The following is a 26,964-nucleotide window of genomic DNA, read 5'->3' as shown; positions in this document are numbered from 1 at the left end:
CCTCCTCACCGGCCTGGCGTGGGCAGGACGGGGCAGCGGAACTCGGCCAGGTCCCGCAGGTTGAACGGGTTGTTACTGCTGGTGGTCTGCAGCAGGAACTCCGTCCCCGGGCCGGCCTGCGGCACGATCAGCCGGAAGCGGTCCGGCTGGTTCGTGGCCTGCAGGCGCCCGAGCATCGCGAAACGCAGCGACGCCCAGGGTCCCTCGAACTGCCAGGGGCGGTCCGCGGCCGGGTCGAGGGTGAGGCCGACGGGACCCCGGGTGGAGGGCCAGCTCATCTCGATCGGGCGGGGCGGATTGGGCGGCAGGGTAGCGGGCGTGCCCTCGTTGTCCACCGTGCCGGCGGTGGTGCCGGCGGGCAGGCTGACGAAGGTCAGGCGCCAGCGCAGGCCGAGCCCGACGCCGGGCACGCCGGAGGGGAAGAAGGCGTCGCGGATCGCCTGGGCCCGCTGGAACTGCAGGATGTCCGCCTGGGAGACGGCCGGGTTCAGGCCGTCCACCGACACGGGGCGCCAGGGGCGCTGGGTCGTGTCCACGTGCGGGCGGACATACTGGGTGAAGAGCTGGTCCATCGCCCCACCCGGCGCGAAGAGGCGGACGAAGTCGTCCAGCGGCATGTCGGGTGCGGCCAGAGAACGGCGGAAGGGAAAACTCGTCTCGACGAGGCGGCAGGGGCCGCCGCGCGCTGCCCCGGCGGCGGCGCCACCGCCCCCACCACCACCGCCTCCACCGCCACCGCCACCGCCGCCACCTCCGCCGCCACCACCGCCCCCGAGCAGGGCAGCGGCGCCGGCCGCGACGTTCTGCTGGGCAGTGCCGGCCTCGGCGCGCTGGGAGGCGCGGCCGAGGGATTCCAGCCAGCCGCGCAACGGCTGCGGCTGGCGCACGGCCTCGGCCAGCAGCTTCTGGCTGGGCGTGAGGCCGGGGGTGGGCGCCGTCACCGTGCCCTGCGGCGCGGAGGCCAGGCGCGCCACCTGGACGTAAAGCTCGTTCAGGATGGCGATGATGCCGTCGAGCGGCTGGCCGGCCGCCTCGCGGATGTCCTTGAACTGGTTCTCGATCACGCGGGCCACCGGCTCCGCGCCGCTGCTGGTCGCGGCGCCGAGCACGGCCGCCGCCCGGCCCGCGGCGCCACCCGTCGCGGCGTTCGCTGCGGCACCGGCCGCCGCGGCGGCCGCGCCGGTGGCGCCGGCCGGCGGATCGGGCGGCGTGCCGGGGGAGAGCTGCCGCGCGATGCCGCGCAGCAGGTCCTTCAGCGGCGAGTTCGGCGCGCCGAGGAGGTTCAGCTTCTCCGCCGCGTCCCGCAGCCCGGCCGGGGCCGGCAGGACGAGGTCGTTCAGCAGCGCCTGCCAGGCCTGGGCGTATTCCGCGGCGTAGAGGGCGAGGACGTCGGCCTCCAGCGTCCGGGGGTTGCCGGCCTGGGTGGCCACGACCGGGCCAAGGACCCAGGCCTCGGACGCCGCTTCCAGCACCGCCTGGGGCAGACGGGGCAGGACGACGCGGTAGAGGCCCTCCACGGTGTAGAGGCCGGGCACGCCCTCGGTCAGCGGGCGGCCGGAGGCGCGGGCGAATTGCCGCGCGCCCGCGGCGCCGAGCACGTCGGCCGGGCGCCACTGCGGCAGGTCCACGCCCAGGGGCCGCAAGCGGGCATAGACGCGGTTCGCCATGGGGATGCGGGAGAAGACGCGGCGCGCCTCGTCCACCAGGGCGCCGTCCACCGGGTAGGTCGGGAAGTCCTCCGCCAGCAGGGCGTTGAGGTGGGCGGTCAGCGCCTCCCGCTGCGGCTGGTTCACGGCGCCGGGGAAGGCCTGGTTCCAGTCGATCGCAAACCATTCCCGGATGAGGGCACGGTCCAGCGGGCCCTGGCGGCCGAGCATGAGGTAGACGCGCGTCGCCTCGTAGAGCAGGTCCGGGCGTTGCAGCGCGCCGCGGATCTGCTCCTCCACCCGCGCGATCAGGCGGGGCAGCAGCACGCGGCCGAGGGAGCGACGATAGGCGGCGCGGGTGGCACCACGCAGATCCTCCTCCCGGCTGAGGCCGAAGCCGGGTCCGTCACCCTCCGCCGCCGGAGGCAGGGCGCGGTTCGCCTCCAGGTAGGCGAGGGCACGGGTCAGGTCGGAATCGGCGATGCGGTCGTGCGGGCCGGCGGGACCCGCGGTGTTCTCGGCCTGCAGCACGGCGGCGGCGACGCGGTCCGCGCGCGCGTTCTCCAGCTGGGTGGCGTGCCACGCATAGGCGCCGCCGCCGATCGCGAGGAGCAGCGCGACGGACCACGCGACGGCCTGCATGAGCACGCCGCGGCGCACCGCACCGCCCTCCCGCGCGGCCAGCCGCGCTTCGTTGAACACCACGTCCTTGAGCAGGCGGCCGAGGAAGTACGAGCGACCCTTCTGCCCCATCACCGCCGCGGGGCGGCGCGGGTCGAAGCCGAAGGAGCGCGACATGGCGCCGGCCAGGCGGTCGAGCGGCGTGCCCTCCTGCGTGCCGGAGGTCAGGTACACGCCGCGCAGGAAGGGCGCGGGGTCGAGCCGCGAGCCGCCGAAGGTGGAGCGCACGAAGCCGGCCAGCGGTCCTTCGAGCGCGGCGAGCTGGCCGGGAAGGCCGGCGATGAGCGCGCGCTGCGACGGACCGCGCTCGGTCTGCAGGCGCTCGATGACCCGGCTGTTCAGGCGCTCCTGCAGAAGCGCGAACTCGCGGGTGAAGGCGGGGATGGCGCCCTCCGGCCTCTGCCCTTCCTTCGGGTCGAAGGTGAAGCCCCAGACCTGCTCCCGCGCGCCGCGGTCGAGGTCGTCGAAGAACTCGACGAAGCCGGCCATGAGGTCGGCCTTGGTGATCAGCAGGTAGACCGGCAGGCGGAGACCGAGCTTGCTCTCCAGCTCCCGCACGCGGCGGCGGATGGCCTGGGCGTAGGTCTCGCGCCCTGCCTCGTCCAGCCGGGCCAGCAGGTCGGTGCCGACGGCGACGAGCACGCCGTTGAGCGGCAGCTTCGGACGGGTCCGGCGCAGCAGGTCGAGGAAGCTCTCCCACCCCGCCTTGTCCGAGGCGGATTCGGAGTCCTGCGTGGTGAAGCGGCCGGCGGTGTCGATGAGGACGGCGCGCTCCGACAGCCACCAGTCGCAGGCGCGGGTGCCGCCGACGCCCTCGACGCGGCCCTCGGCAAGCGGGAACTCGATGCCGGAGTTGCGCAGCGCCGTCGTCTTGCCGGTGCCGGGGGGGCCGATGATGACGTACCAGGGAAGCTGGTACAGGGCGCCGCCCTTGCCGCCGGCGGTGCGCTTCAGCGCGTTCAGCGCGGCGGTCAGCTTCTCCCGCTGCTTCGCCTCCTCCTCGAAGAGCGCGGTGTCCTGCGCGGCCTTCGGGTCGGGCTTCGCCACCTCCTCCACGATCGTCGTGTCGCGCTTCGAGCGCGACCGGCCGATGAGCAGGCTGATGATGAGCCAGAGAAGGAAGGGAATGGCCGCGGCGACGCCGCGGATGATGTCGCTCTCGAGGAGGTCGCCCAGGCCGGGAATCGCGGGCGCGAAGAACCAGATGAGGCCGCCGAGGATCAGCACCGCGAGCAGCGACACGATCCCCGTGACGGAGAGGAAGACGCTCTTCATCGGGCCTCTCCCCGGCGCAGCAGGACTTCGATGCGGCGGTTCGCGTCGCGCCCCTCCGCCGTCGCGTTGCTCGCGATCGGTTCCTGGTCGGCGCGGCCCTCGGAGCGGAAGCGGGCGGCGTCGCCGTTGGCGCGGCGGATCACGTCCATGGCCGCCTCCGCCCGCGCGGCGGAGAGCGCCATGTTCGAGGGGAAGCGCGCCGTGCGGATCGGCTGGTTGTCGGAATGGCCGAGCACGGTGACCGCGCCCGGCTCCTCCTTCAGCGCCTCCCCGATGCGGCGCATGATGTCGGCGAAGGCGGGGTTCAGCGCCGCGGAGCCGGAGGGGAACATGCCGGAGCCCGCGATGCGGACGAGGATGTGCTGGTAGTCGTCCTCCACATAGACGAGGCGCTGCTGGATCTCGGGCGCGAGGAAGCGGCGGAGCGTGCGGGCGGCGTCGAGCGGCGGCGGCACGTCCGGCGGCGGTGCCGGAGGCGGCTCGGGCGGGCGCACGATGGCGGCGCGCGCGATCTCGGGCTGCGTGGAGGGCGGCAGGGCGCCGATGCGGCCGATGAGGTCGTCGGCGCGGGAGCCGTTGCTGCCGGCCGCCCAGTACCAGGCGCCGCCGATGAGCGCGAGGGCGACGGGGATCGCGACCCAGGCAGGGACCCCGGTGCCGGGGCGGCGATGCGGCGCGTCCACGCCGCGCCAATGCGGCGACAGCTCCTTCTCCGTGGTGCCGCGCAGGCCGGTGAGGAGCTGGTAGAGCGAGGTGCGGAAGCGCTCGAGCTCCGCCGGGCCCTGCGGCGCGAGGCGATACTTGCCCTGCAGCCCGAGGGCGAGGGCCATGTAGCCCACCTCCAGCACGCCGCGCCACTTGCCCGGCTCCCGCTGCATGGCGGTGAGACGGTCGAAGACGTGCTCGCCGGAGCGGACATCCTGGTGGAACGTCGAACCAAGCGAGCGCACCGCCCAGCCGGAGCGCGCGCCCCAGGGGGTGGAGAGCACCACGTCGTCCAGCATGGCGCAGAGGATGTAGTGCGCCTCGCGCATCTCCTCCGGGGACGCGCCGGCGGCCTGGGAATCCTTCTCGAAGGCGCGGAGCGCGGCGAGGGTGCGCTGGTGCAGCTCGTCGGGGTTCGGGGTGGCGGTCATGCCGCCATTGGCGATGCGCGCGCCCATCTCCAGCAGCGGCGCGGCGGCGGCGGCGATGGGACCGATGCCGACATGCGGCACGCTCTCCGCGCCGGCCGCGAGGGCCGGGGCGGAGACGGCGGGCGCCGATGCGGAGGGCGCCACGCCTGGCGGGGCCATGCCCGGCTGCGGCATCGGTGCCGGGGCGGGCGGGCGCGGGGCCGGGCCGCGCATGATCGTCCGGTCGGTGTCGTCCGGCTCGTCGAAGGGATTGTCGCTCATCCGCGGATCGCCCACAGCGTCAGCTTGAGGTTCGGGAAGTCCTGGGAGACGTGGACCGCGAAGCCGCACGCATCCCGCATCAGCATCCATTCCGGACTCGCGCAGTCCAACTCGAAGTAGGCTGCGCCGGCGTGGAAGGGGATGCAGCGCGGCGCACCGCGCATCGGGCGGATCCCGATCCCTGGCAGCGCGGCCGTCACCAGCTCGCGGATGCGCTCGACCGCGCCCAGCGTCGCCTGCTGCGGGAAGAGACGGCGGAGCAACTCTTCCGGCCGGTCCGCCATGACGGCGAGCACGCATTGCGGAAAGCGCAGCAGGTCACCCCCGATGACGCGCGCGACGTGCACGCCGGGACGCCGCTCGTGAAGCGTGATCTCGCGGATGTCCGGGTCCACGAGCCCGGCGGTGAGAGGCCAGGGCGCATCGCTCATCCGCGGATCGCCCACAGCGAGAGCTTGAGGTTCGGGAAGCCTTCCTGCACGTGGATCGCGAAGCCGCCCGAGGTCTGCATCTGCTGCCAGTGCTGCGAGCCGCGATCGAGCTCGAAGTAGGTCGCGCCGGCATGGAAGGGGATCTGCCGGGGCGCGACGGGAAGCGGGCGAATGTCGATGCCGGGCAGCGCGACCATGACGAGCTCGCGGATGCGCTCGACCGCGCCGATCTTGACCTGCTGCGGGAAGAAGCGGCGGATCTGCTCGCCCGGCAGGTCGGCCATGACGGTGAGCACGAACTGTCCGTAGCGCAGGATGCCGCGGTCCGTGATCGGTCCGACGCGCACGCCGTGGCCGCGGTCCTGCAGCGGGATCTCGACCGCGTTGTACTCGATGACCGAGGCGTAGAAGCGCCGGAGGTCGGCGACGACGGGGGCGAAGGAGCGCTGCAGGTCGTCGTGCCGGTAGGCCGGGTAGTTGGCCGCGCGCTTGTCCGGGGCGAAGAAGGTGGCCATCTCCCCCGCCATCTGCGCGAAGGTGGCGTAGAGCGTCTCCGGATGGACATTGCCGGTCTCGGCCCAGTGGGCGAGTAGCGGCGTCCAGCGGTTGAGCACCTGGAGCGTCAGGAAGTCCGTGATCTCCGCGACGCCGCGCGCGCCGGGCTGGGAGAGGCGACCGGCCAGGGCCTCCGCGCGCTGGTGGCTGAGGCCGAGGAATTCGGGGACGAGGTTGCCGAGGGACGGCGCCGCGGAGACGCGGAGGCAGGGCGGGATGTAGCCCGGCTCCACCTGCACGCGGCGATCGGCCTGCACCTCCACCACGCGGGCGAGGCCGATGCAGGTGAAGCCGTCGCGCTCCTCGGATTCGAGCATGAAGCGCAGCCGGGGACGCGCGACGGCCAGCTCGGCGGCGAGCGAGGCGCCGGAATGCGTGTCGAAGGCCTCGAAGGCGCGGAGCAGATAGCGGGCGCCGGCGGCGTCAGGCCCCTCCACCGCGGCGATCTCGGCGCTGCCGGGCTGGCGCACGGGCATGGCGAGGTAGACGACCTGGTTGCGCGTGCCTTCCGGCAGGTCGAGCGGCGCGGGCTGGTCAGCGGTGTGGGGAATGGCGAAGGGGGTGCCATCCGGGAAGACGCCGGCCGCGCCGGCGAGGGCGAACTTGCCGGCCGCTAGCAGGTCACGGTCCAGCGCCAGCTCCGTCACGCCCCAGGGATGCGGCCGCAGCGCGGCGACGCGGCTCTCCAGCCGGTGCTCGGCGTAGCGGTCGGCCTGCTGGAAGTGCTGCGCCTGGAGGAACATCCCCTCCTGCCAGACGACCCTGTCCTGCCAGTGCATCTCGCTCCCACATCCCCCTGGCCCGGCGATCCCCGGCACGGGCCCTTCGTGTTTCCGTGTCGCCGCGCCGGGCGGTCCGGCGCGGCCGCGCTATTCCGCCTTCCGCCCGGCCTCCCGTGCCGCCTGCTCGTAGGCGCGCGCGAAGGCACGGCCGAAGGCGCTGTCGAAATCATCCTCGAACTGCTCGATGAGCTTCGCGTGGAGCGCCTTGTAGGCCTCCCAGAGGCGCTTCTCCCGGGCGCCGGGCAGGATGCCGCCGGCATTCGTGTTGCTCGCCTCCACCTCGGCGGGCGAGACGCGGTCGAGCAGCGCGCGCGCGGCGGCCTGGGTGGCCGCGAGCGTCGCGACCTGGTGCAGCGTGAGGTCCGAGACCGTCTCGTCGAGCGCCGCGGGGCCGCGGCTGCCGGCGGAGGAGAGAAGGGCGTGCAGCGAGGCTTCGTCCGTCGCGGCGAACTTCACCGGGTTGTTGTCGCGGCGGGCGAGCATCGTCTGCTCGATCCGGAAGGCGCGCTTCACGTCGGAGCGGGCGATCAGCAGGGAGCGGATGCCGCCCACGGAGGCCCGCAGCACGGCGCCGGCGGCGTGTAGCGCGGCGGTGGGGTCGGTGCCCGGCGGCAGCGGCGGCAGGCCGGCGCCGCGCAGCAGCGCCTCCAGCCCGGCGCCGGCGTCCAGCGGCGGGCCGGCCGGGGGCGCGGGCGGCGGGGGCGCGGCCGCGCGGACCGGGGGAATGTCGGACGCCTCGGTGAAGGGGTTGGGTGGCGCGGCGGGGGGGCGGGGCGGCTCGGGCGGCGGCGCGAAGGGGGGCTGCGCGGGCCAGGCGCTCGGCGGCGGCGCCTCGCGCGCGGCCGGGGAGGCGGGCGCGGCGGAGACCGGCGGGAAGGGATCCGTGCCGGCCGGCGGTGCGGCCGGGCGCGCGGGCGGCTCCACCGGCGCGGCGAAGGGCGACGACGCGAAGGGCGGCGGATCGGCCGGAAGCCCTGAGGGCGCCGCGGCCGGACCGGGCGGGAATGGCGGCGGCCCCGCGGGAGGCGCGGAGACCGGTGGCGGCGTCTCGGGCGGGGCGAAGGGCGAGGCCGCGAAGGGCGACGGCTCCGTCGGCGAGGTGAGGGGCGAGGCCGTGGGCACCGGGGCGAAGGCGGCGGGGTCGGGCGGGGCCGTCGGGGCGGCCGGTGGCCGGGCCGCACCCGGCGGGGTGAGGTCCTTCAGCAGGTCGTCCCAGTTCGGCTCCTGCCAGCCGGCGGATGGTGGCCCCGGCGGGGATGGCGGCGACCAGTCCCCTGCCCCGCCGGGTTCCGTCCGGACCTGCGGCGGCACGAAGGCGTCGCTCGTGGAGGGGGCATGGTCCCCGCGCGTCGGGCCCTCCGGCACCGGGCGGTCGAGGCCCACCGGATTGGCGAATCCGCCGCCAAGACCTGGGCCGCCAAGACCGTGACCGCCGAGCCCCCCGCCGGGAGCGCCTGGGGGCGTGCCGAGCGGGTCGAAATCCATCGGCAGCGACGCGGGCGGCTGGGCCGCGAAGGGCGAGGGCCCGAAGGGGGACGGGCCGAAGGGCGAGGGCGGAAAGGGCTGCGGCCCGCCGGGGATGGGCGCGCCGGGCGTGCCGAGCGCCGGCAGACCGCCCTGGGCGATCTCCTCGTTGAAGCGCGGGTCGAAATCGCCGCGCGGCGGCGGCGGCGGGGGCGGCGCGAGCGGGTTCGCGAAGGGGTCGTGGGACTGGCCCGGGAAACCCGCGGGCGGCGGGCCCGTGAAGGCGTCCGGCTGGCCCGCCGGCGTGCGCCAGGCCGCGACCGGGTCCTCCGCCTCCACCCGCACCTCGATCTCGTAGCCGCCGAGGCGGAGTCGGTCGCCGTCGTTCAGTGCCGCGACCGCGTCGCGGCCGACCGGCGTGCTGCCCATGTTGACGAAGGTGCCGTTGGTCGAGAGGTCGCGGACCTGCCAGAAGCCGCCGCGGAACTCGAGCGTGCAGTGGCGCTTGGAGAGGACGCGGTCCGGGTCGGCGAGGACCCAGTCGCAGCCCTCGGCCCGCCCGAGGGTGAAGTCGCCACCGGGCACCCGGCGCGTGCCGGGCACGGCGGCGTCCGGGCAGCGCAGCACGGACAGGACCAGAACCATGCGCTCCCCTTCGTCACGCGGCCGCGGATCATGCGCGTGGGCGCAGCGGAGGCACAACCCGGCCGCGCGTCACGTTCGTCGTGCGGAACCTCGCGGAGGTTCCCTGAACGAGGTCCCTATCGCTCGACCGTCTGCACCACGACCGGTCGCAGCGCCACGCGGCGGCCGGCCTGCCGGGCGGCGCGGAGCGCCGCGGCGAAGCTCTCCGCGTACTCGGCCTGGCTCTGCGCCTGGGGCGCGCCGGACGGGAAGAACGGGCCGTCCGACACCACGACGAGCAGGAGGTCGGTGCCGAAGGGCACGTCGATCGGCCAGCCCTCGAAGCGCCCGCGCGGCTCGCCCAGCCGGACGCGGCTGCCGGGCTGGCGGGCGGAGCCGGGCTCGATCCGTCCCACCTGCCCGTCCGAGGAGGCGTAGGCGACATGCAGGTTGTTCGCCCAGGTGGGCATGGTGACGTCGAAGCGCAGGAGCTCGTCCTTGCGCAGCGGCATGGTTCCGGCGACCGCCACCTCCGGCGCCTCCCCCGGTTGCGCGAGGGCGGGGCGAAGGGCGCCGACCATGTTGCAGAACGGCCCCTCGAAGACTCCGAGGTTCAGCCGCGCCGCGCCGGGCGGCAGCGCCCGGGCCTCGAGGCTCGCGCGCAGGCGGCCGGCCTCGGCACTGGGGAGGACGCCCTGGATGTCGAATCCGGAATCCTCCGCGCGCGCGGAGAGGAGGCCGCAGGGCGCCGTGGCGATGGCGGCCTGGGCGACGGCGCGCATGTCCGGACGCGGCACGGCGACCGAGGCGGGCTGGGCGGGCGGATTCCGGGGCGGCGGCTCCACCGGCGGCTTGACCTCGCCGATGCCGAGATTGGCGGTCTGCGTCGGCGGGGTGGTCGGGTTCTGGCTGCCGGGCTGGGTGGGGAGGGGCTGGTTCGGCGGGGGCGTCACCACCGCCGGCTGGGTCGGCGGCGTGGTCTGCGGCGGAACCGGGTTGGGCTGGGAGGTGGTCGGCTGCGTCGGAGTGGGCTGCGTGGGGGTCGGCTGAGTCGGGATCGGTTGGTTCGGGGTCAGGACCGGCGGGACGACGACCGGCGTGTTCGGCCGCGGCGGGGTGACGGTCGGCTGGGTGGGGATGGGCTGGGTCGGAAAGGGCGTGATCGCGACCGGCACGTCCGGCGACGGGGGCGTCGTCGGGAGGGTCGGCGGCAAGTTCGGCGTCGGCACCGGCGAGAGCCCCGCCAGGGAGCCGGGGCCGCTTGTGGTGGGCGGCTCGGACGGTACGGGGACGGAGGTGGTGGGACCTGTCCCGATCCGGGGCGGCGGGTTGACCGGGTTCAGGTTGGGACCGGTCGTCGGGGCATCGGGCCCCGGCGGCGTGGGCACCGGGTTCAGGCCCGGAGTCTGCGTCGGAGGGGTCACGGGCGGCACGTCGGGGCCGGTGCCGATGACCGGCCCGATGGGCGGCTGCGGGGTGGGCGGAACGACGGGCGGGGTCGAGGCCGGCCAGAGCAGGAAGGCAGCCACGCCCGCGGCCACCAGGGCGCCCGCGCCGCCCGCCGGGATCAGCCAGCCGGGCCGGCCGGAGGAGGCCGGGGCCGCCGCCGGGGCGGGAATCGGGGTCGGGACGGCGGTGGGCGCCGCGACCCCGTCCAGGCGCAGCCCGGCCGGGGCGGTGACGAGGGTGACGTCCTCCTCCGCGGCGCCGGGCGATGCGGCCGGGGCGGTTGCGGCGAGCGCGATGGCCTCTGCGAAGGTCTTCGCGTCGGGCCAGCGCTCGTCCATGCGCTTGGCGAGGGCGCGCATGACCACCGCGTCCATCGCCCGCGGCACGATGCCTGAGATCTCGGAGGGCAGGGGCGGGTCGGTGGTCAGCACGCGGTGCATCAGCGCCGACAGCCCGCCGGAGAAGGGCTTCTCCCCCGTCAGGAGCTGATAGAGGATCACGCCGCAGGCCCAGAGGTCGGCGCGGGGATCCACCGGCTCGCCGCGGAACTGCTCCGGCGCCATGTAGGCCGGCGTGCCCATCAGCGTGCCGGCCTGGGTCATCGCGGAGTTCTCGATCCGCGCGATGCCGAAGTCGGCGATCTTCGCCTGCCCGTCCTCGGTCAGCATGATGTTCGCGGGCTTGATGTCCCGGTGCACCACGCGGCTGGGACGGGTGTGGGCGTAGTGCAGCGCCTCCAGCACCTGGGTCATCAGGCGGACGATGGTGGGCAGCGGCATCCGGTCGCCGCGGTCCATCAGGTTCTTGAGCGTGCCGCCGGTGACCATCTCCATGACGATCCAGGCGGTCGTTTCGTTCTCACCGTAGTCGTAGATGCCGACGATGCCGGGATGCGTCAGGCCGCCGGCGGATTCCGCCTCCCGCTGGAAGCGGGAGATGGCCTCCATCGCCTCCTGGTCGTCGGCGGCGGGCTTCTTGACGACCTTGATGGCGACGCGCCGCTTGATGCGGCGGTCGAAGCCATCCATGACGACGCCCATCGCGCCGGCGCCGAGGGTGCCGCGCAGCTCGTACTTCGCGTCGCCTCCCCATTCGCCGAAGCCGGGGGGCAGGAGCTGGGACACCAAGCTCTCTCCTGTCATGCCCGTGCATTCTACGGACCGGGAAGGTGGGGCACCACTCCCCTTCCCGGCCGGCGCAAGCGCCGCGTGGTCACATTCGTCGCGCGAGGGCCTCGCGCGGCGGCCACCGGCGCGGTCAGGGCGCGGAGAGGATCGTCATCGGGTCCGCGGCGAGCGCCACCTGGCCCTGGTGCTGCAGGAGCAGGCCCGGGTCGCACCAGACCTCCCCGCCCGCGGCGCGCCAGCGGTGGCAGAAGAAGTAGTCCTCGCTGACGTAGCGGCCGGGGGTTCCGTCGGGACGCCGCTCGATCCCCGCGTCGAAGAGGGCGTGGGCGGGCTCGCCCTCCTCGGTCACGTAGCGGGTCTCGGGCAGGGCCTCGGCCAGGCGGGTGAGGACGTCACGGTGGATCAGCAGGAAGCCGGCGCCGAGCATCGCCACCTCGATCGCGCCGGTGCCGGTGTCGCGGCGGACGGTGCCGTCCTCGGCGGTCGCCCAGGCCGCGACCCATTCCGTCCGGTCCACGCGCTTGCTGCGGTAGAGCCCGCCGATCAAGGGGCGGCCGTGTCCGAGCAGGCGGAGGACGGAATCGGCGCCGAAGCCGATATCCGCGTCCACGAAGAGGAGGTGGGAGGCGGAGGAGGCGAGGAAGCGCGCCGCGAGGGTGTTCCGCGCGCGGGTGACGAGGCTCTCATTCGCGAGCGTCGCGCAGGCGAAGGGCAGGTTCAGCGCGGCGAGCGCGGCCTGGGTCTCCAGCAGGCCGCGCAGGGTGGCCGCGGTCAGCATGCCGCCGTGGCAGGGCAGGCCGACCATCAGGCCGGTGCTCTCGATCTCCGAGCGGAAGGCGGGCGCCGCGGGCGAGACCCAGGGGCCCGCCGCGCGGTGTTCGAGGTGCAGGCGCAGGTCGCGTCAGCCGGCCGCGGCGCGCGCCGCATCCGCCGTGCGGGCGGGCGCGGCGCCGGGGGTGGGCCCGGGGCCGATCAGCGCGAAGGGGGCCCAGAGCGCGGGGTGATTCGCGCCGGGGACGCGGAGGAGGTCGAGCTGCGCCTTGCGCAACGCCTCGGCCGGGGCGTCGCCCCCCTGCACGTTGCGGAGCGTGAAGGCGGCGACGCGCGCCGCCGCGACGTCGTTGACGTACCAGTGCGTCACCAGCAGCCCGCGCGCGCCGGAGAAGAAGAAGGACCGCGCGAGGGTGGAGAGGCTCTCCCCCGCCGCCGCGCCGCCGCCGGAGTTGCAGGCCGAGAGCACGATCAGGTCGGCGTCCAGATCGAGGTCGAGGATCGTGCCGGAGGTGATGAGAGCCTGCGCCGCGTCCGGTCCGTTCGGGGCGGGAGAGGCGATGATGGCGGGCTCCGTCAGGCAGGAGAGCTCGCCTGGCAGCACGCCGTGGGTGGCGAAGTGCAGCACGCGGTAGTCGCGCAGGCGGGTGGCCCGCACGGCCTGGGCGGTGAAGGCGGGGCCGGTGCGGCGCTCCGCGGGCGTCGCGCCCATCACCTGCGCGGCGGCGGCGAGCTCGATCTCGGAGGCCGGCAGGCGCGGGAGGGAGGCGAGGCCCTGGCCGCAGGTCGGCGCCGCGGGGAAGGTGCGGGCGGCGAAGTTCGCGGGCACGGGCCGCGGATCGCCGAAGCCGAACCAGGGCCGCTGCGCCGCGGAGCGCCCGGCCCGGCGAAGCGCGACGAGGCTGGACGCCGCCGGCACGTGCGAGACGGGCATCTTCGAGAGGAGGAAGGCCACGCCGTCATGCCCGCGCGGCGCGGGAGGCGGCTCCGTCACCAGCACGCCGTAGGGCAGCGAGAGCATCGGCCCCTCGGGCGAAGCGACGAGGGACCGGGCCCGGGACATCGGCTCCGCCACGCCCGCGAAGAGGGCGCCGTGGAGGGCGTGGGCGGCCTCCGCGTCGAAGGGCTTGTCGGCACTGCCGGACTGCACGCTCTCCCGCACGCGGGTGACGAGGGCGGCGACGCCCGCCGTGTCGGCCCCGACGCGCGCGGCGGTGACGGTCCCGTCCAGCAGCACGAAGGTCCAGCCGCGGCGGCCGCGCGGCAGAGTGTTGGCCACCAGCGCTTCCCCGGGGCCGAGGGCGGCGAGGACCTCCGCGGTGGGGGAGACGGACTGGACGAGCTGGGCGTAGCCGGGCGCGGCGGACTGGGCGGCGGCGTCGGCCTCCGCGGCCGCTGTCTCGGCCTCCGCGATCGAGCGGTTCAGGGCGGCGAGGTCGCCGCGGCCCTCCGCCGCGGCGTTGTCGCGCTCGCGATAGCGGGCGGAGAGGGTCCGGTCGGCGGCCTCGCGGCGGCGCAGCGCCTCGGCCACGGCGGGGTCGCGGGCGCCGGCGGTCAGGCGGGCGGCGGCGGTCGCGATCTGGGTGGTGGTGACGCCGCCCTGGCCGAGCTGCGCCGCCTCGAAGGCCTCGGCGAGGCCTTCCGGCGTGCCGGTGGCCGCGAAGGCGTCGACGCAGGGCGCGATCCGCTCGGGCGTCGTGCCCTCCCGCAGGTTGCGGAGGATGCCCGCGGCTTCCCGGCAGGGGCCGATCGCCTGCGACGCGGAGACGTTCGCGGCGCGGAGCAGCAGCGTGTCCGCCAGCGGCCGGGAGCGCGGGGCGGTGCGGCCGAACCGGGCCGCCGCGCGGAGGAAGTCGCGGTCGGCGGCGCCGGAATTGCCGCCCTCCGCCGCGATCGCGCCGCCGGTGCGGGCGAGGCGCGCGATGACGAGGTCCGCGCCCTCCGCGCCGCGGCCGGCAGCGGCCAGGCGCTCGGCCTCGGCGGTGGCGGTCTCCGCCTCGGCGTTGCGGCCGGCGGCGCGCAGCAGGGCGGCGGCGTTGCGGCGCGTCTCCACGAGCCCGACGAGGGCGCGGGAGGCGACGGGATCGGTGAAGACGGGCGGGCGGCCGGACCCGGCGCGCATCTCCGGTGGCAGGACGCGGGAATAGGCGGCGGCGCCCTCGTCGAGCGAGGCGAGGGCCGGGCCGGTTCGGCCGCGATTCGCCTCGTGCAGGCCTCGGTAATGGGCGAGCATGGCACCCGCCAGAGGATCGGCCGCGCGGGGGGCGAGGGCGGCGGCGCGGGCGAAGAGCTGCTCCGCCTCCGGGAAGCGGCCCTGGTTGGAGAGCTGGAGGGCGAGCAGCACCATCGGCTGGAAGCGGTCCGGCGCGTTGGCGCCGAGCGCGCGTTCCTGGAGGGAGAGCGCGGCGCGATAGGCCGTCTCCGCGGCGACGAAGCGCTCCGCTTGGTTGGCGTTGCGACCCACGGCCATAAGGGATTCGTAGCCGCCGATATCCCCGGTGGAGAAGGCTTGGCGGGCGAGGCGCGCGGCCATCGCGTCCAGCGCCGCGGAGGAGAGCGGGGCCGAGGTGGCGGTGATCTGGCCGCCGAGGACGCCGACGCCGCGCTCCGCCGCGGGATAGGCGGGCAGCACGCCTTCGGCCAGGTAGGTGCGGTTGCCGGACTGGGTGACCAGGACGAAGGCGGGCCAGCCGCCGGAGCGGCGGCGGCAGTCCATCAGCGCGGCGGGCTGGCCGCCGAGCGCGGTGGTCGGGCGCGGGGCGTCACAGTCCAGGCGTGTGGCGAGGCCGGCGCGGGCGTCGGCCGCCGCCTGGGATGGCGGGGCATTCGGGACCTCCCGGATGCGCGCGGAGGGGGAGGACCACTCGCCGCACCAGATGTCGGCGCCCGCCCCGGAACGGGAAAGGCGGCACTCCTCCCCGGCGGCGGTGCGACCGACCTCGACGAAGCGTCCCGCCGCCCCCGAGGGCGTGGAGATGTAGGCGGAGGGCGGCGGCTCCGTGCAGGCGGCAAGGACGGCCAGGAGCGGGGCGAGGCGGAGAGGAAGGTGGCTGCGCACGGTCTAGAAATCCTCGCCCCGGATGTTGGGGGGTGACAGATCCTCCTCCTCCGACTGGTCGCGGCTGAGGCGGACGGTCACGTCCGGCGTCGGGGGGCGGAGGCGGTCCAGCGGCGCGGCGTCGAGCGTGGGATCGAGCACGCCGATGACCTCCGAGGGGTTGTCGGCCACGGTGACGGGCACCCGGACCTCCGGCGTCCGGGGCGTCTCGGGCGGAACCACGGGACCGCAGGCGGCCACGCCGATCGGGCAGGCATTGAAGAGGAAGGCGTCCTGGTTCGGAAGCGGCTCGGACAGGACCGTCCCGCCCGCCGTCGCGCGTCGGCCGATCGCGGCCGCCGCGGCTCCGTTCGTGCCGGCGATGCTGCCCGTGAGGTCCACGGTCGCGCCGCCCGCGACCACGAGGCTGCCGGCCGCGAGGTTGCCGCCCGTCGCCGTGCCGGCGGTGCCGAGTTCGAGCAGCACCGCGGTGGCCGCCGCATCGAGGTTGCCGAAGGTGATGCGGGGCGCGTTCACGACCAGCCCCTGCCCGACGACGCGGCCGGCGAGGGTCGCGACGTTGCCGGCGTTGATCCGGACCGTCCCGGCGGCGGAGAGCAGGCCGTTGAGCTCGAAGCTGCGGCCGCCGAGGGTGAGGTCGCCGCCGCGGGCGATGGCGGAGTTGCCGTTCACCTGCAGCGCGCCGGTGGCGGCCAGCGTGGTCGCGTTGCCGCTGACCGTGCCGTCCACCACGAGGTTGCCGGACTGGTTGATCCGCAGGAGGCCGCCGGCGTTCACGAGGCTGCCGAGCGGCACGACGAGCCCGGTGCTGGTGTTGGCCAGCAGGAGGCTGCCGCCCGTGCTGGAGGCACCGAGGCCCGTCAGCACGTTGGCGCCGAGCAGCGTGGCGGCGCCGGGGGTGGAGACGCTCAGCGTGCCGCCGAGGATGCGGCCGGCCCCGACCTCCAGGATGTCCTCGCCGGCGGCGAGCGCCACGTTCGGCGCCCGCAGGGTGCCCACGATGTCCAGCGAGGTGGCGGTGGACAGGGCGAAGCCCGAGCCGGCGGTGAAGTCGGACAGGACGGGCAGGCTGTTGAGCGCGCCGGTGAGAGCGACGCTGCCGCCCGCCGACCCGGTCAGCACCCCGGCCGAGACGGGCACCGTGGCGGACTGGATGATGTCGCCGAGGGAGCGGAGCTCCAGCGTATTGGCGAAGGCGAAGGGGCCGTTGAAGAGGATGCCCGTGGCCGTGGTCCCGCCGCCGCCGATGGTCGTGGCGCCAAGGCGGAGCAGATCCGCGGTGATGAGGCTGCCCAGGCGCGGGTCCATGCGGAAGTCGCCCGGCGCGGCCGCGCCCGCGACGACGATCCCGGCAGCGGAGAAGGGCGCGATCTCCACCAGCGGGGCGAAGATCCGGCCGAGTTCCGGAAGGAAGGGCGTCGGCCCCTGCACCGAGAAGGAGCCGGCGCGGATGGTCGCGTACTCGTCGAGGGAGACCGTTCCGCCCGCGCCGAGGGCGACGTCGCCGGCCGTGCGAAGCGTGAGGCTGCGCGCGGTGATTCCCCCGTGGAACTGGTCCGCGAGGACGATGTCCGACGTGCCGTTGTCCAGCAGGAGGTTGCCCGCGACGGTCGCCTCGTTCAGGCCGGCGAGGCTGTTCGTACTGCTGCCCAGCAACGCGTCGCTGCCCGACAGGACGAACAGATTGCCGCCGACGATGCGCCCGCCGGTCTGGACGATGCCGCCGGTGCCGGCCCCGAGCTGGATGGTCGGGATGCTCCCACTGTGCCGCACGAGGCCGGCGAGGGCGAGCGCGCCGGGACGGGTCGGGTCCGTGTTGAGCGTCGCCGGGTCCACGGCGGCGAGGAGCGCCAGGCCGCCATTCCCGTTGGCCAGCGCCGCGCCCGTCGCGGCGAGGTTGATCGTGCCGGCCGCGAGGGCCTGGAGGCCCGCACCCGAGAGGGATCCGAGGATCGCCAGGTCGCCGCCGAGCGCCTGGACCGCGAGGTTGCCGCCGGCGAGCACCTGCGCGCCGGTGGGCACGGTGAGCGTCGGCGAGCCGGTGACGAAGAGGATGTCGCCGCCGGCCGTGGCGTTGCCGAGTTCCGGGACGAGGTTCGCGCCGCCGAGCAAGGCGTTCAGCCCGGCATCGAAGGAGAGCGCCGAGGCGACGATGCGGCCCGCACCGCTTTCCAGCAGGCTGCCGCCGGCGGAGAGGTCCACGCCCGGCGCCTGCAGGGTGCCGATGATGGTCAGGTCGCCGCCGGTTCCGAGGGTGAAGCCGCCGCCGGATACGAAGTCGCCCAGGACGGGGATCGCGTTGCCGGGGTTGGCCAGGACGACCGCTCCCCCTGCCGCGCCGGTGAGGGCGCCGACGGAGAGGTTCGCGCCGGCTTCCTGGCTGATGGTCCCCAGGGCGCGCAGGTCCAGCGTGCCGGCGACGCCGCTGGCGCCGCGGAAGACGATGTCGCCCGCCGTGGTGTTCAGGCCGGCGAGCTCGGTGACGGCCCCGAGACGGAGCGTGGCGGCATCGATGTTCGCCGCGGTGAAGGGCGTGAAGCCAAAGGTGCCGGCCGCGGGGGCAGCGCTGACATCGATCGTCTGGCCCACGGTGAAGGGGGCGATCTCCACCAGCGGCGCGGCGATGCGGCCCGGCGTGCCGGCGGGCGTCGTCAGGAAGCGAAGGCTGCCGGCGCGCAGGCCGATGCGGTCCGTCGCGGAGACGAGCGTGCCGGTGGAGACGGAGATGGCGCCGGCGGTGGTGACGTCGATGGTGGGCGCGAGGATGGTGCCGCTGAGCTGAAGCGGCGTCACGCCGTTGTTGAGGACGAGCGCCCCGGCGACGTTCGCGTTGCCGAGGACGAAGATCGCGTTCGGCGTGGCGGCCCCTGCCCCGTTCAGCAGGACGGCGCCGTCCGAATCGAGGAGCAGGGTGTTCAAACGCACCCTGCCACCGCTCTGGACGATGCCTGCCGCCCCGGCCGTCAGGAGGGTTTCGCCGGGGCCGAAGTCGAGCGTGCCGCCGAGGGTGATGCCCTGGTCGCCCGTGACGCTGAGGGTCGAGAAGGAGGAATTCCCACCTTCCAACGTGCCGCCGCTGAGAAGACGGACGAATCCCGTCGCGGTCAGGGATCCGCCGCCCACGCTTATCGTGCCGGGGATCACGAGGTCGCCCGTCACGTCCAGGTCAAGCGAGGCCGTGTTGATCGCGCCCCCGACCTGTAGCGTTCCCGCGTTCCGGTAGGAGACGGTGCCGGCCTGCAGGCGGACGATGTTGCCGACGAGGTTGTCGCCGGTGAGCACGATATTGCCGAAGGGGGGCGCCACGGCGTCCAGCGAACCCGCGCTGATGCGCGTCCCGGCGGCCTGGGTGATGTTCCCACCGGCCTGGAGCGCGACGGTCGTCGCATCGATGTTGCCGGTAAGGCTCAGCGCGCCCACGGTGCGGAGGGAGAAGTCGTCCACCGTGAAGGCGCCGATCACCGGAAGGTTGTTCCCGGCTTCCTGAAGCAGGAGGTCGCCGCCGACCTGCCCGGTGAGCAGGGCCGCGCCGACGGAGGAACCGGCGCCCTGCGTCACGTTGCCGCTGGCGCGGAGGTCGAGGCCGCCCGCGACCGCGCTGGCACCGCGGAAGATGATGTCGCCCGCCGTTGTCGTGGTGACGCCGCCGAGCGTGGTGCCGCCGAGGCGGAGCGTGCCGGCATTGATGTTCGCGGCGGTGAAGGGTGTCAGGCCGAAATTGCCCGCCGCCGGAGTGGCGCTGACCTCCAGGGCCTGGCCGGCGGTGAAGGGGGCGATCTCCACCAGCGGAGCGTTGAGCGAACCGACGGTGTCCGAGAAGATCAGGGGCTCGAAGGTCAGGCCGCCGGACCGGACCGAGACGCGCTCCGTGCCGGTGACGGCCGTGTTCTCGCGCACGGTCACCGTGCCGGAGGTGATGAACAGGACCGAGCGGGCGCTCAGGTTCCGGCCCCCGCCGGAATCGTCGGAGCCGATGCCGAGGCTCACGGCGTTCGGGCCGGTGTCCAGCACGAGGTCGCCACCCACCGTCGCGGATTCGAAGGTGGCGATCCGGTTCGGCGTGGTCGCGCCGTTGAGCAGGGCGTCGCCGGTCGTGTCGACCGAGAGGTTGCCGGCGATGACCTGCCCGCCGGTCTGGATGATGCCGCCCGTGCCGGAGAGAAGCGCGACGAAGTTGCCCCCGCCCGCGTCGCCCAGCCGGCCGAGAAGGCCGATGCCGGCGACGGAGCCCGGGAGGGGGAGGCCTGTGGCGGGATCGACCCCCGCCGCGAGATTCACGAAGCCGGAGCCAGGCGCCTGAATCGCGCCGAGAGTGTCGAGGTTAATGCTGCCCGAGGCGTTCAGGAAGACGTTCAGGCCGCTGACAAGGCCGAGGATCGAGAGATCGCCGTCCTGCCGGATAACGACGCCGCTGTTGCCGACCACCTCGGCGCCCGTCCCGACAAAGAGCACGGGCGCCGTGTTGTTCAGCACGAGCCCGCCATCCACGGTGGATGTCGCGAGCACGACCACCTGGTTGGCGCCGGTCAGCGAGGCGTCGGCCTCGGCGTTGACCGAGAGGGTGGTGGTCAGGATCCGGCCTGTGCTCTCCGTGATGCTGCCGCCGAGGGCGGTCAGGGTGACGGCGGGCGCCTGGACGGTGCCGACGATATCGAGGCCACCGCTGGTCACAAGCTCGAAGGGCGCCGTGAAGGGAACGCCGGCGCCGGCGATGAAGTCGCCGAGGACGGGGATGTTGTTGGTGGGTTCGGTCAGCGCGACGCTGGCCGCCACGTTCCCCGTCAGCCCGGCCGCGGTGAGGCTGCCACCGGGCGCCTGGGTGACAAGGCCGAGGGAGCGCAGGTCGAGCGTGCCGTTGATGACGGTCGGGCTGTTGAACTGCATGCTTCCGGCGGTGGTCTCCAGCACGCCGTTGAGGGTGCTGGCGCCGAGGCGGATTGTGCCGGCGGTGATGTTGGCGAGCGTCGTCGGGGTGGGGTTGAACCCGCCGCCAGCGGGGGTAGCGGTCACGTCGACAAAGGTGTTCGCGGTGAAGGGCGCCAGCTCCACCAGCGGCGCCGTCACCGTGCCGCCGGCCGGGCTGCGGAGGTCGCCGACGCGGAAGGACACGCGGTCGGTGCCGGTGACGCCGGAACTGGCCAGCAGGGTCACGGCGCCGCCCGTGCGGACCGAGACGGTGCCGCCGGTCACGAGGCCATTGATCGCGAGATTGGTGATCCCGTTGTCCAGGACGAAGTCGGTGCCGGCGCTGGAGCCGAGGAGCGTGGCGATGGCGTTCGGCGTGGTGGCGCCGTTCAGCAGGACAGCGCCGCTGGATTCGGCGGTCAGCGTGGAGCCGATGATCTGGCCGGCGGTCTGGACGATGCCATCGGTGCCCGCCGTGAGGACGATCGTGTCGCCGCCACCCACACGCCCGATCCGGCCGCCGAGGGTGATCCCGCCCGGCAGATCGGGATCGGTGAACGCCGTGTCGAATACGTTGGCGGCGTTCAGGATGACTGCGCCGCCGCCGCCCGATTCGATGAAGCTGCCGGCAGCGGTCAGGATGGAGCCCGCAGCACGGATCTCCGCGCCACCGCCGCCGCTGATCGAACCGGTGCCGGTGAGCGTGAAGTCGCCCACCACGTCGAACTGCGCCCGCGAGCTGCCGCCCACGACGACCTGCCCGGTGACGCGGAGCGACTGCTCATTGCGGAGGCTGATGAGGTCGCCGCTCAGGTCGGCCACCTCGTTGATGAGGTTGCCGGTGTTGGTGAGGAGGAAGCCACCGAACGGCGCGTCGCCGGCCAGGACGTTGGCCGTGATCGTGGTGCCGGCGTTCTGCCGCGCCTGACCGGTCAGGGGGTTGAGGGTGAAGGTGCCGCCGACGACGATCTGGCCGAGGAAGAGGTCGCCGAAGCTTTCCGTGCTCAGCGTGACATCGCCCCCGGCATTCACGTTGGCCAGAGTTCCGAGGAGATTCGGCGTGTCTCCGCCCGGCAGGTTCACGCTGCCCGGCGTCGTGAAGGAAAGCTCTCCGGCCTCGAAGAAGCCCGCGAGCTGTGAGATGCCGCCGAGCCCCGCCTGCATCGTGAGAGGGGAGAACGGGGACGACTCGCCGGCTGGCGGCGACTGAACCGTGCCGCGCAGGACGATCCCGGCCGTAGAAGCGGTGTCCAGCCCCGTCAGTCCCGGCAACTGGCTGGACAGGAGGTCCACACCGGCTCCGCGGATGACACTCCCCACCGCCGTGTCGATGCTCCCGGTGGTGCGGAGCTGAATCGAGCTGTCGCTCAGGATGCTGCCGGCGAGGAGAAGGCTGCCCCCATCCACGTCCACGGCGACGCCACTGAAGCCGTCCATCGTACCGTTGACCGCGAGGTCGACGACGTTGCGGAGCCGGATCTCGCCGAAGTTGGCCCGCAGGTTCCCGACCTCGGCGATCCGGTTGTCCGCGGCCCCCAGCTGCACTTCGCTGAAGCCGTCCGGGTTGGACATGGTGATCCGGCCGGCCGTGATGACGCCGCCTGCCGTCTGGGTGATGAAGCCGCCAGAGCTCTGGAAGGCGGTGAAGGTGACGGTCCCGGCCGCGACGTTCACCGGCCCGTCGAAGGAGAAGGTCTGGGCCTCGAGGTTCAGGTTGCCGGTGCCGAGCGTGATAGAACCGTTGGTCGTGACCTCCAGCAGGCCCGAGCTGCTGGAGAGGGCGCGCAGCGTCAGGTCGTTCGCCGGCATGTTGATCGCGGCGTCCACCGTGAGGTTCTCGGACGCTTCGAGCACCACGTTGCCGTTCAGGGCGGCGGCGGCGATCTGACCGTTGGTCACGGTCGCGGTGGTCGGGCCTTCATTCTCGCCCAGCACGCCGTCCGCCGCGAGCACGTCGGCGCTGCCGCTGCCGGCCGGGCCGTCGATGACGGTCAGGTTGCTCGGATCGATCAGGAAGGTGCCGGCCCGTCCTCCCGCCCCGGCGTTCACCCGCACCTCGCCGACGATGTCCAGACCGCGGCGGCTGGAGATCTCGATGAAGCCGCCATTGCCGCCCTCCGGCCCGCCCGTGGCGGAGAGGAGGCCGGCGTGGACCGTGTAGTCCCAGGCGTTGAGGACGATCTGGCCGCCGTCGCCGGCGGCGGTTGCGTCGGCGCGCACGGTCGCGCCCTGGGCGATGCCGGCGCGGCGCGCGAGGCGCGGGTTCGGATTGTCGGCCACGGTGGTGCCGATGCCGATGCGGCCGCCGCCGGCCTGGCCGGAGGCGTCCACCGTCGCCCCGCGGGCCACCAGCACGCGGTCGGCCACCGCCTCGATCGTGCCGCCGCGCGTGCCGGGGGCGGTGCCGGTCGCGATCATCTCGCCCTCGATCCGCACGGCGCCGCCGGTGCCGGAGGCGACGATGCGGCCGGCGCGGCCGGTGGCGGGGTCGGTGTTCGCCTCGATCCGGCCGCCGGCGCGGACGAGGTCCTGCACGAGGCCGTCCACCGCCTGGGCGGTCAGCACCACCGTGCCGCCCGTGGCGGTGATGGTGCCGGTGTTCGTCACCAGCGCCTCTCCGTTCGCCGGGCGCTGGCGGACGGGGGAGGTCACCTCGAGCGACATGAGGCCGTCGCCGTAGAGGTCCACGACGCTCGTCTCGGCGCCGGCGAGCGCCACGCGGCCCATGCGGGCGGCGATCACGCCGCGGTTGGCGACCTGCGGCGCGACGAGGGCGGCGAGGCCCGCCTCCCGCACCGTGATGGTGCCGCGGTTCTCGATCCGGGCGTCGGGGCGGCCGGGCTGGTCGAAGGTGAGGCGGCCGCCGCGCATGAAGGCGTCGTTGCCGATGTTGGCGGTGGAGACGACGAGGCCCGCCGCATCCACCTGCGCGCCCTGGTGGAAGACGACGCCGGACTGGTTGACGATCGCCACCTGCCCGTTCGCCTGGATGCGGCCGGCGATCTGGGAGGGGTCGGGCCCCGTGACCCGGTTGAGGGTGAGCGAGCCGGTGGAGGGCTGCTGGAACTGGACGGTGTGGTCCCGCCCCACGTCGAAGGAGCGCCAGTCGATGGCGGCACGGTCGGTGGACTGGGTGATGCGGGTGCGGGCGGCGTCGCCGGCGATGACGGCGCTGCCGGCCACCACCTGCCCGCCCTGCGGGCGCGCATCCGGCGCCTGGGCCCGCGCGGCGGGCAACAGCCCCGGCATGACGAGGGCGGTGCCGCAGAGGAGCGCGGTGCGGAGGCAAGCGGAGGCGTTCATGCGGCGGACCGGTCCTCTCTTCTCTCCGGGGGTGGTCCCCCGGCCGTCTCGGGCCCGAATCGGAGGACGATCCGGACCCTTAACCTTTTAAGACTGCCAGTCCTGGAACGCCGGCGGCAAATCGCGTCCGCGTGGCCACGCCCCGGAACGGGGCGGGCGATGCGTCAGAAGCGGGCCAGGACGCGCCAGAACAGCGCATCCTCCTTCTCCGGGCGGGCGTTTCCACCGCTGGGGCGGCGGCTCATCCGGTGGACGCCCTCGACCTGCGCCTCGAGGCGCTCGTTGATGCCGAGGCGCAGGCCGAGGCCGGTTGATTCGAGGCGGCGGTCGGGGTCGCTCGACAGGTTCTCCCAGGTCCGGCCGTAGTCATAGAAGGCGTAGACGACCGGATCGAAGCGCAGCGCGCGGCCGAAGACCGTGGTCTCGATCGCGCTCATCGAGAGCTGTAGCTCCAGGGAGGTCGCGAAGGCGCGGTCGCCCGTCACCTCCCCGGAGTAGTAGCCGCGGCCCAGCCGGTTGCCGCCGAGGTAGAACTTCTCTGATTGGGGCAGGATGTCGTTCGTCCACTGGCCCGCGACCGTGGCCTGGAGGGAGACGAGCGCGCCGGTCCAGGGGGTGAAGAGCGCCTGGTTCCGGGTGATCTCGAAGGCGATCTTCGTGAAGTCGGTCTCGGCGCCGGCGCGGGAGGCGTCGGGGTCCCCCGTGTTCTCGGCGCCGAGGATGTCCAGCCCCTGGGAGAGGCGGAGGGTGAAGAGGTTGCTCCCCGGGCGCGTATCGCCCGCCAGCAGGTCATAGACGGCCCAGTCGCCGCCGAGGCGGAGGATGCGGAGCGAATCCCGGCTGAAGCGGGTGCTGCGGCCATTGGCGCCGTCGATCTCGATCTCGCTCTCGATGGCGTCGAAGTTGCCGACGAGGTTCAGCGTCTGGGAGCGGCTGCGGATGAGGGGATAGGTCACGGCGAGGCCGCCGATCGTCGTCTCGCCCTCGTAGCCGAGCGCGCGCAGCGCGTCCGAGGGATGGGCGCGGCCGCGGCCGGCATAGAGGCGCACGCGCAGGCCGGAGGAGCCGATGAAGACCTCCGTGCTCGCCTGGCCGAAGAGCTGCGTCGCGCCGTTGCCGTAGAAGAAGGCGAACTCCGTCCGCTCCCCGAGTTCCGTGAAGGAGTTCAGCTGGACGGCGGCGAGCGCCTGGAAGGGGCCGGTGAAGCGGGAGCCGCGGTTGTCCGCGGTGACGTAGCCCGACACCGCGCGCCGCTGCACCTGCGCGACGAGGGAGAGGGCCCCCGGCGCCGTGCCGGAGGGGCGGAGGACGGAGCGCAGCGAGACGCCCGGCACGTCCTGGGCGAGGAGGAGCTGGCGCTCGAGCGTCTCCACGTTCAGGGGGCGGATGTCGCGCAGGCGATTCAGGAAGCGCAGGACCTGGGTGCCGGCCGGGCCGATGTCGCCGTCGAGGCTGACCTCGGCGATGTAGCCCTCCGCGATGCGGAAGCGGAGCACGCCGTCGGCGCCGAGCGAGGCGTCGGCGGTGACGAAGGGGTAACCGGCCTCCCGGTAGAGGGTGACGATGGCGGCGCGGGCGTTCTCCATTGCCGAGACCGGGACGGAAGGACCGGTCACCTGACCGGCGGCGGCGCTCAGGCGGGATTCCGGGAAGGCCGTCGCCCCCTCGAACGCCAGGCCGCGGACGGCAACGTTGCCGGCGGGGGTGGCGCCCGGCGTCGCGCTGCCGGGACCGCGCAGGCCCGGCCCGACGGCGGGCGGCGCGGCAGGGGCCAGCTGCGGGACGGGGTTGCCCCCTTGCGGGACGACGGCGGCGGACGGCGACTGGGCAAGGGCCGGGGCGGCAGCGAAGGAGAGACCGATCGCCATCGCGAACCGCCCGCGGGCGCGCCCCCCGGCGCGCCTCTTTGTCATCCGCATGTGCCGGCCCCCGCGTGCGCCCGGCGGAACGATGCCGGACCGGGCAAATTGTTAAACAGGCGGGCTGAAGGGCGGAAGCGGGGGCGCCGCCATCCGTTCGCGGGTGTGGCAGATCGGCCCCGTTCCGGCGGGTCCCCGTGTTCTTTCGGGAGACGCGCGTCCGGCCACGGGACGATCCGGGTCCGGCGCCAAGGGACCGGGACGGCCGGCGTGGCGCGCGGACGGACCGGATGACGCGACCGGCCGGCCGCCGATGGGGCCGCACGGGGCCGTGGCCTGGTCACCCGGGCCGGCAGGTCCCGCCGGCGGCCATGCGTCAGGACGGCCTGAACCCCAACGCCGCGCGGAGGCGGTTCTTGACGTGCACGCCGTCCCGTGGCGGCAGGACGCGGGGCGGGTTCTCGGCCCGGATCTTCACCACCGCGAGGTTGAGGCCCTCCTTCGCGTGGAGGCGGCGGCGGAGCGGCTCGATATTCTGGCGCTCCGTGATCAGGTCCGTCACGGGAAAGCCGAAGGCCTCCGAGACCCGGGTGAGCTCGATGCCCTGGCCCGCATGGCTCGGCTGCATCCCCGTCTCGCCGAAATGGCCATTGTCGAGAACCACGATGGAGAGGTTGCGGGGCTTGCGCAGGGCGATGGTGGCGAGCGCGCCGAGGCCCATCAGCGCCTCCCCATCCCCGGTGATCACGGCGACCGGGAGGTCGGGCTGCGCGGTGGCGAGGCCGAGGCCGACTGTGACCGCGCTGCCCATAGCGGCCCAGAGATAGTAGTTCCGGTCGTGGTCGCCCGCGGCCATCACGTCGTAGCTCGGAGAGCCGAGGCCGCTGACGACGAGGAGGTCGCCGCGCTCCTTCAGCAGGTCGGCGACGACGGCGCGGCGGTCGAGGGTTCCACCGATCACTTCACCCACTCCTTCTCGCCGATCAGGCGCTGGCCGAGCAGCACGGCGCAGGCACCGTCGCCCTCGAAGGCCATGGTCGCGGCGCCCTTCAGCAGTGGCGCGACGTCCTTCGGTTCGTCGGCGCGCCAGACCATCACGCCCATCGCCTTCAGCACGGTCTCCGTCGCCTGGCCCATGGGGTTCTGCCACTGGTTGAACTCGGCCCAGTCGCCGCGCATCGTCACGACGGCGAGGAAGGGAAAACGCGCGGAGGCCACGAGGCCGAGCGTGTTGACGCAGTTGCCGACGCCCGAGGACTGCATCAGCAGCGCACCGCGCTCGCCGCCGAGCCAGGCGCCGGCGAGGTAGCCGATGCCCTCCTCCTCCGTGGTCAGGACGACGGCGTGGATGTCGGGGTCTGCTTCGGCGAGGCGGATCGCGGTGGCGTGGCCGGCATCGGGGACGTAGGCGATGTGCCGCACGCCCGCGGCCTTCAGCACGTCGAAGACGTCGGTGCGCCAGGACTGTGCCATCGCCCCGTCAACGTTGAGATCCATTCGACTCCCCGGTGCCCGCGACGGCGGGTCGGACCTTTCTAGAGCCTCGTCCCCTCGACGAACACCGGGCGCCGGCGATGCGGCGCCCTGACGTGGGTCCGGGCCGTGCCTGTCCCTGCCCGAACCGGGGGCGCTAGGAT

General features: G+C 74.2%; 12 protein-coding genes. All 12 read right to left on the bottom strand.

The window, feature by feature from the left end; all coding sequences use genetic code 11:
• Positions 1–5: 5 nt before the first annotated feature.
• The 12 genes from tssM to ACP6CK_RS26905 all read right to left on the bottom strand — a co-directional run bounded on the left by tssM (position 6) and on the right by ACP6CK_RS26905 (position 26,824).
• Positions 6–3,602, bottom strand: coding sequence for a type VI secretion system membrane subunit TssM (tssM, locus tag ACP6CK_RS26960; RefSeq protein ID WP_426956419.1), 3,597 nt, complete (start codon positions 3,600–3,602; stop codon positions 6–8).
• On the bottom strand, positions 3,599–4,999 hold the full coding sequence (gene tssL / locus ACP6CK_RS26955; RefSeq protein ID WP_426956418.1) for a type VI secretion system protein TssL, long form: 1,401 nt from the start codon (positions 4,997–4,999) through the stop codon (positions 3,599–3,601). Before tssL ends, tssM begins: the two co-directional genes overlap by 4 nt.
• Positions 4,996–5,430 carry a type VI secretion system baseplate subunit TssK gene (gene tssK, locus ACP6CK_RS26950; protein WP_426956417.1) on the bottom strand — a complete coding sequence of 145 codons (435 nt, stop codon included), beginning with the start codon at positions 5,428–5,430 and terminating at the stop codon, positions 4,996–4,998. The genes tssL and tssK (ACP6CK_RS26950) overlap by 4 nt, the downstream gene beginning before the upstream one ends.
• Positions 5,427–6,764, bottom strand: a complete 1,338-nt coding sequence (tssK, locus tag ACP6CK_RS26945) for a type VI secretion system baseplate subunit TssK (RefSeq protein ID WP_426956416.1) — start codon at positions 6,762–6,764, stop codon at positions 5,427–5,429. Before tssK (ACP6CK_RS26945) ends, tssK (ACP6CK_RS26950) begins: the two co-directional genes overlap by 4 nt.
• Before the next feature lie 90 nt (positions 6,765–6,854).
• On the bottom strand, positions 6,855–8,876 hold the full coding sequence (tagH, locus tag ACP6CK_RS26940) for a type VI secretion system-associated FHA domain protein TagH (protein WP_426956415.1): 2,022 nt from the start codon (positions 8,874–8,876) through the stop codon (positions 6,855–6,857).
• Positions 8,877–8,992: 116 nt separating this feature from the next.
• Entirely contained in the window at positions 8,993–11,428 is a 2,436-nt protein-coding gene (locus ACP6CK_RS26935) for a serine/threonine-protein kinase (protein ID WP_426956414.1), read from the bottom strand.
• 133 nt (positions 11,429–11,561) lie between these two features.
• Entirely contained in the window at positions 11,562–12,236 is a 675-nt protein-coding gene (locus ACP6CK_RS26930; RefSeq protein ID WP_426956413.1) for a hypothetical protein, read from the bottom strand.
• Positions 12,237–12,332: 96 nt separating this feature from the next.
• Positions 12,333–15,260, bottom strand: a complete 2,928-nt coding sequence (locus tag ACP6CK_RS26925) for a CHAT domain-containing protein (protein WP_426956412.1) — start codon at positions 15,258–15,260, stop codon at positions 12,333–12,335.
• A 3-nt stretch (positions 15,261–15,263) separates the two neighbouring features.
• A complete protein-coding gene (locus ACP6CK_RS26920) occupies positions 15,264–23,468 on the bottom strand; it encodes a filamentous hemagglutinin N-terminal domain-containing protein (protein ID WP_426956411.1) in 8,205 nt (2,734 codons plus the stop codon).
• Between the two features lie 164 nt (positions 23,469–23,632).
• Positions 23,633–25,336 carry a ShlB/FhaC/HecB family hemolysin secretion/activation protein gene (locus ACP6CK_RS26915; RefSeq protein ID WP_426956410.1) on the bottom strand — a complete coding sequence of 568 codons (1,704 nt, stop codon included), beginning with the start codon at positions 25,334–25,336 and terminating at the stop codon, positions 23,633–23,635.
• A gap of 367 nt (positions 25,337–25,703) precedes the next feature.
• Positions 25,704–26,288, bottom strand: coding sequence for a thiamine pyrophosphate-dependent enzyme (locus ACP6CK_RS26910; protein WP_426956409.1), 585 nt, complete (start codon positions 26,286–26,288; stop codon positions 25,704–25,706).
• Positions 26,285–26,824, bottom strand: coding sequence for a thiamine pyrophosphate-binding protein (locus ACP6CK_RS26905; protein ID WP_426956408.1), 540 nt, complete (start codon positions 26,822–26,824; stop codon positions 26,285–26,287). The genes ACP6CK_RS26910 and ACP6CK_RS26905 overlap by 4 nt, the downstream gene beginning before the upstream one ends.
• Positions 26,825–26,964: the final 140 nt, after the last annotated feature.

This window comes from Muricoccus radiodurans (assembly GCF_050154705.1).
Lineage (GTDB): Bacteria > Pseudomonadota > Alphaproteobacteria > Acetobacterales > Acetobacteraceae > Roseomonas > Roseomonas radiodurans.
This window is presented reverse-complemented; position numbering and strand designations above follow the sequence as displayed.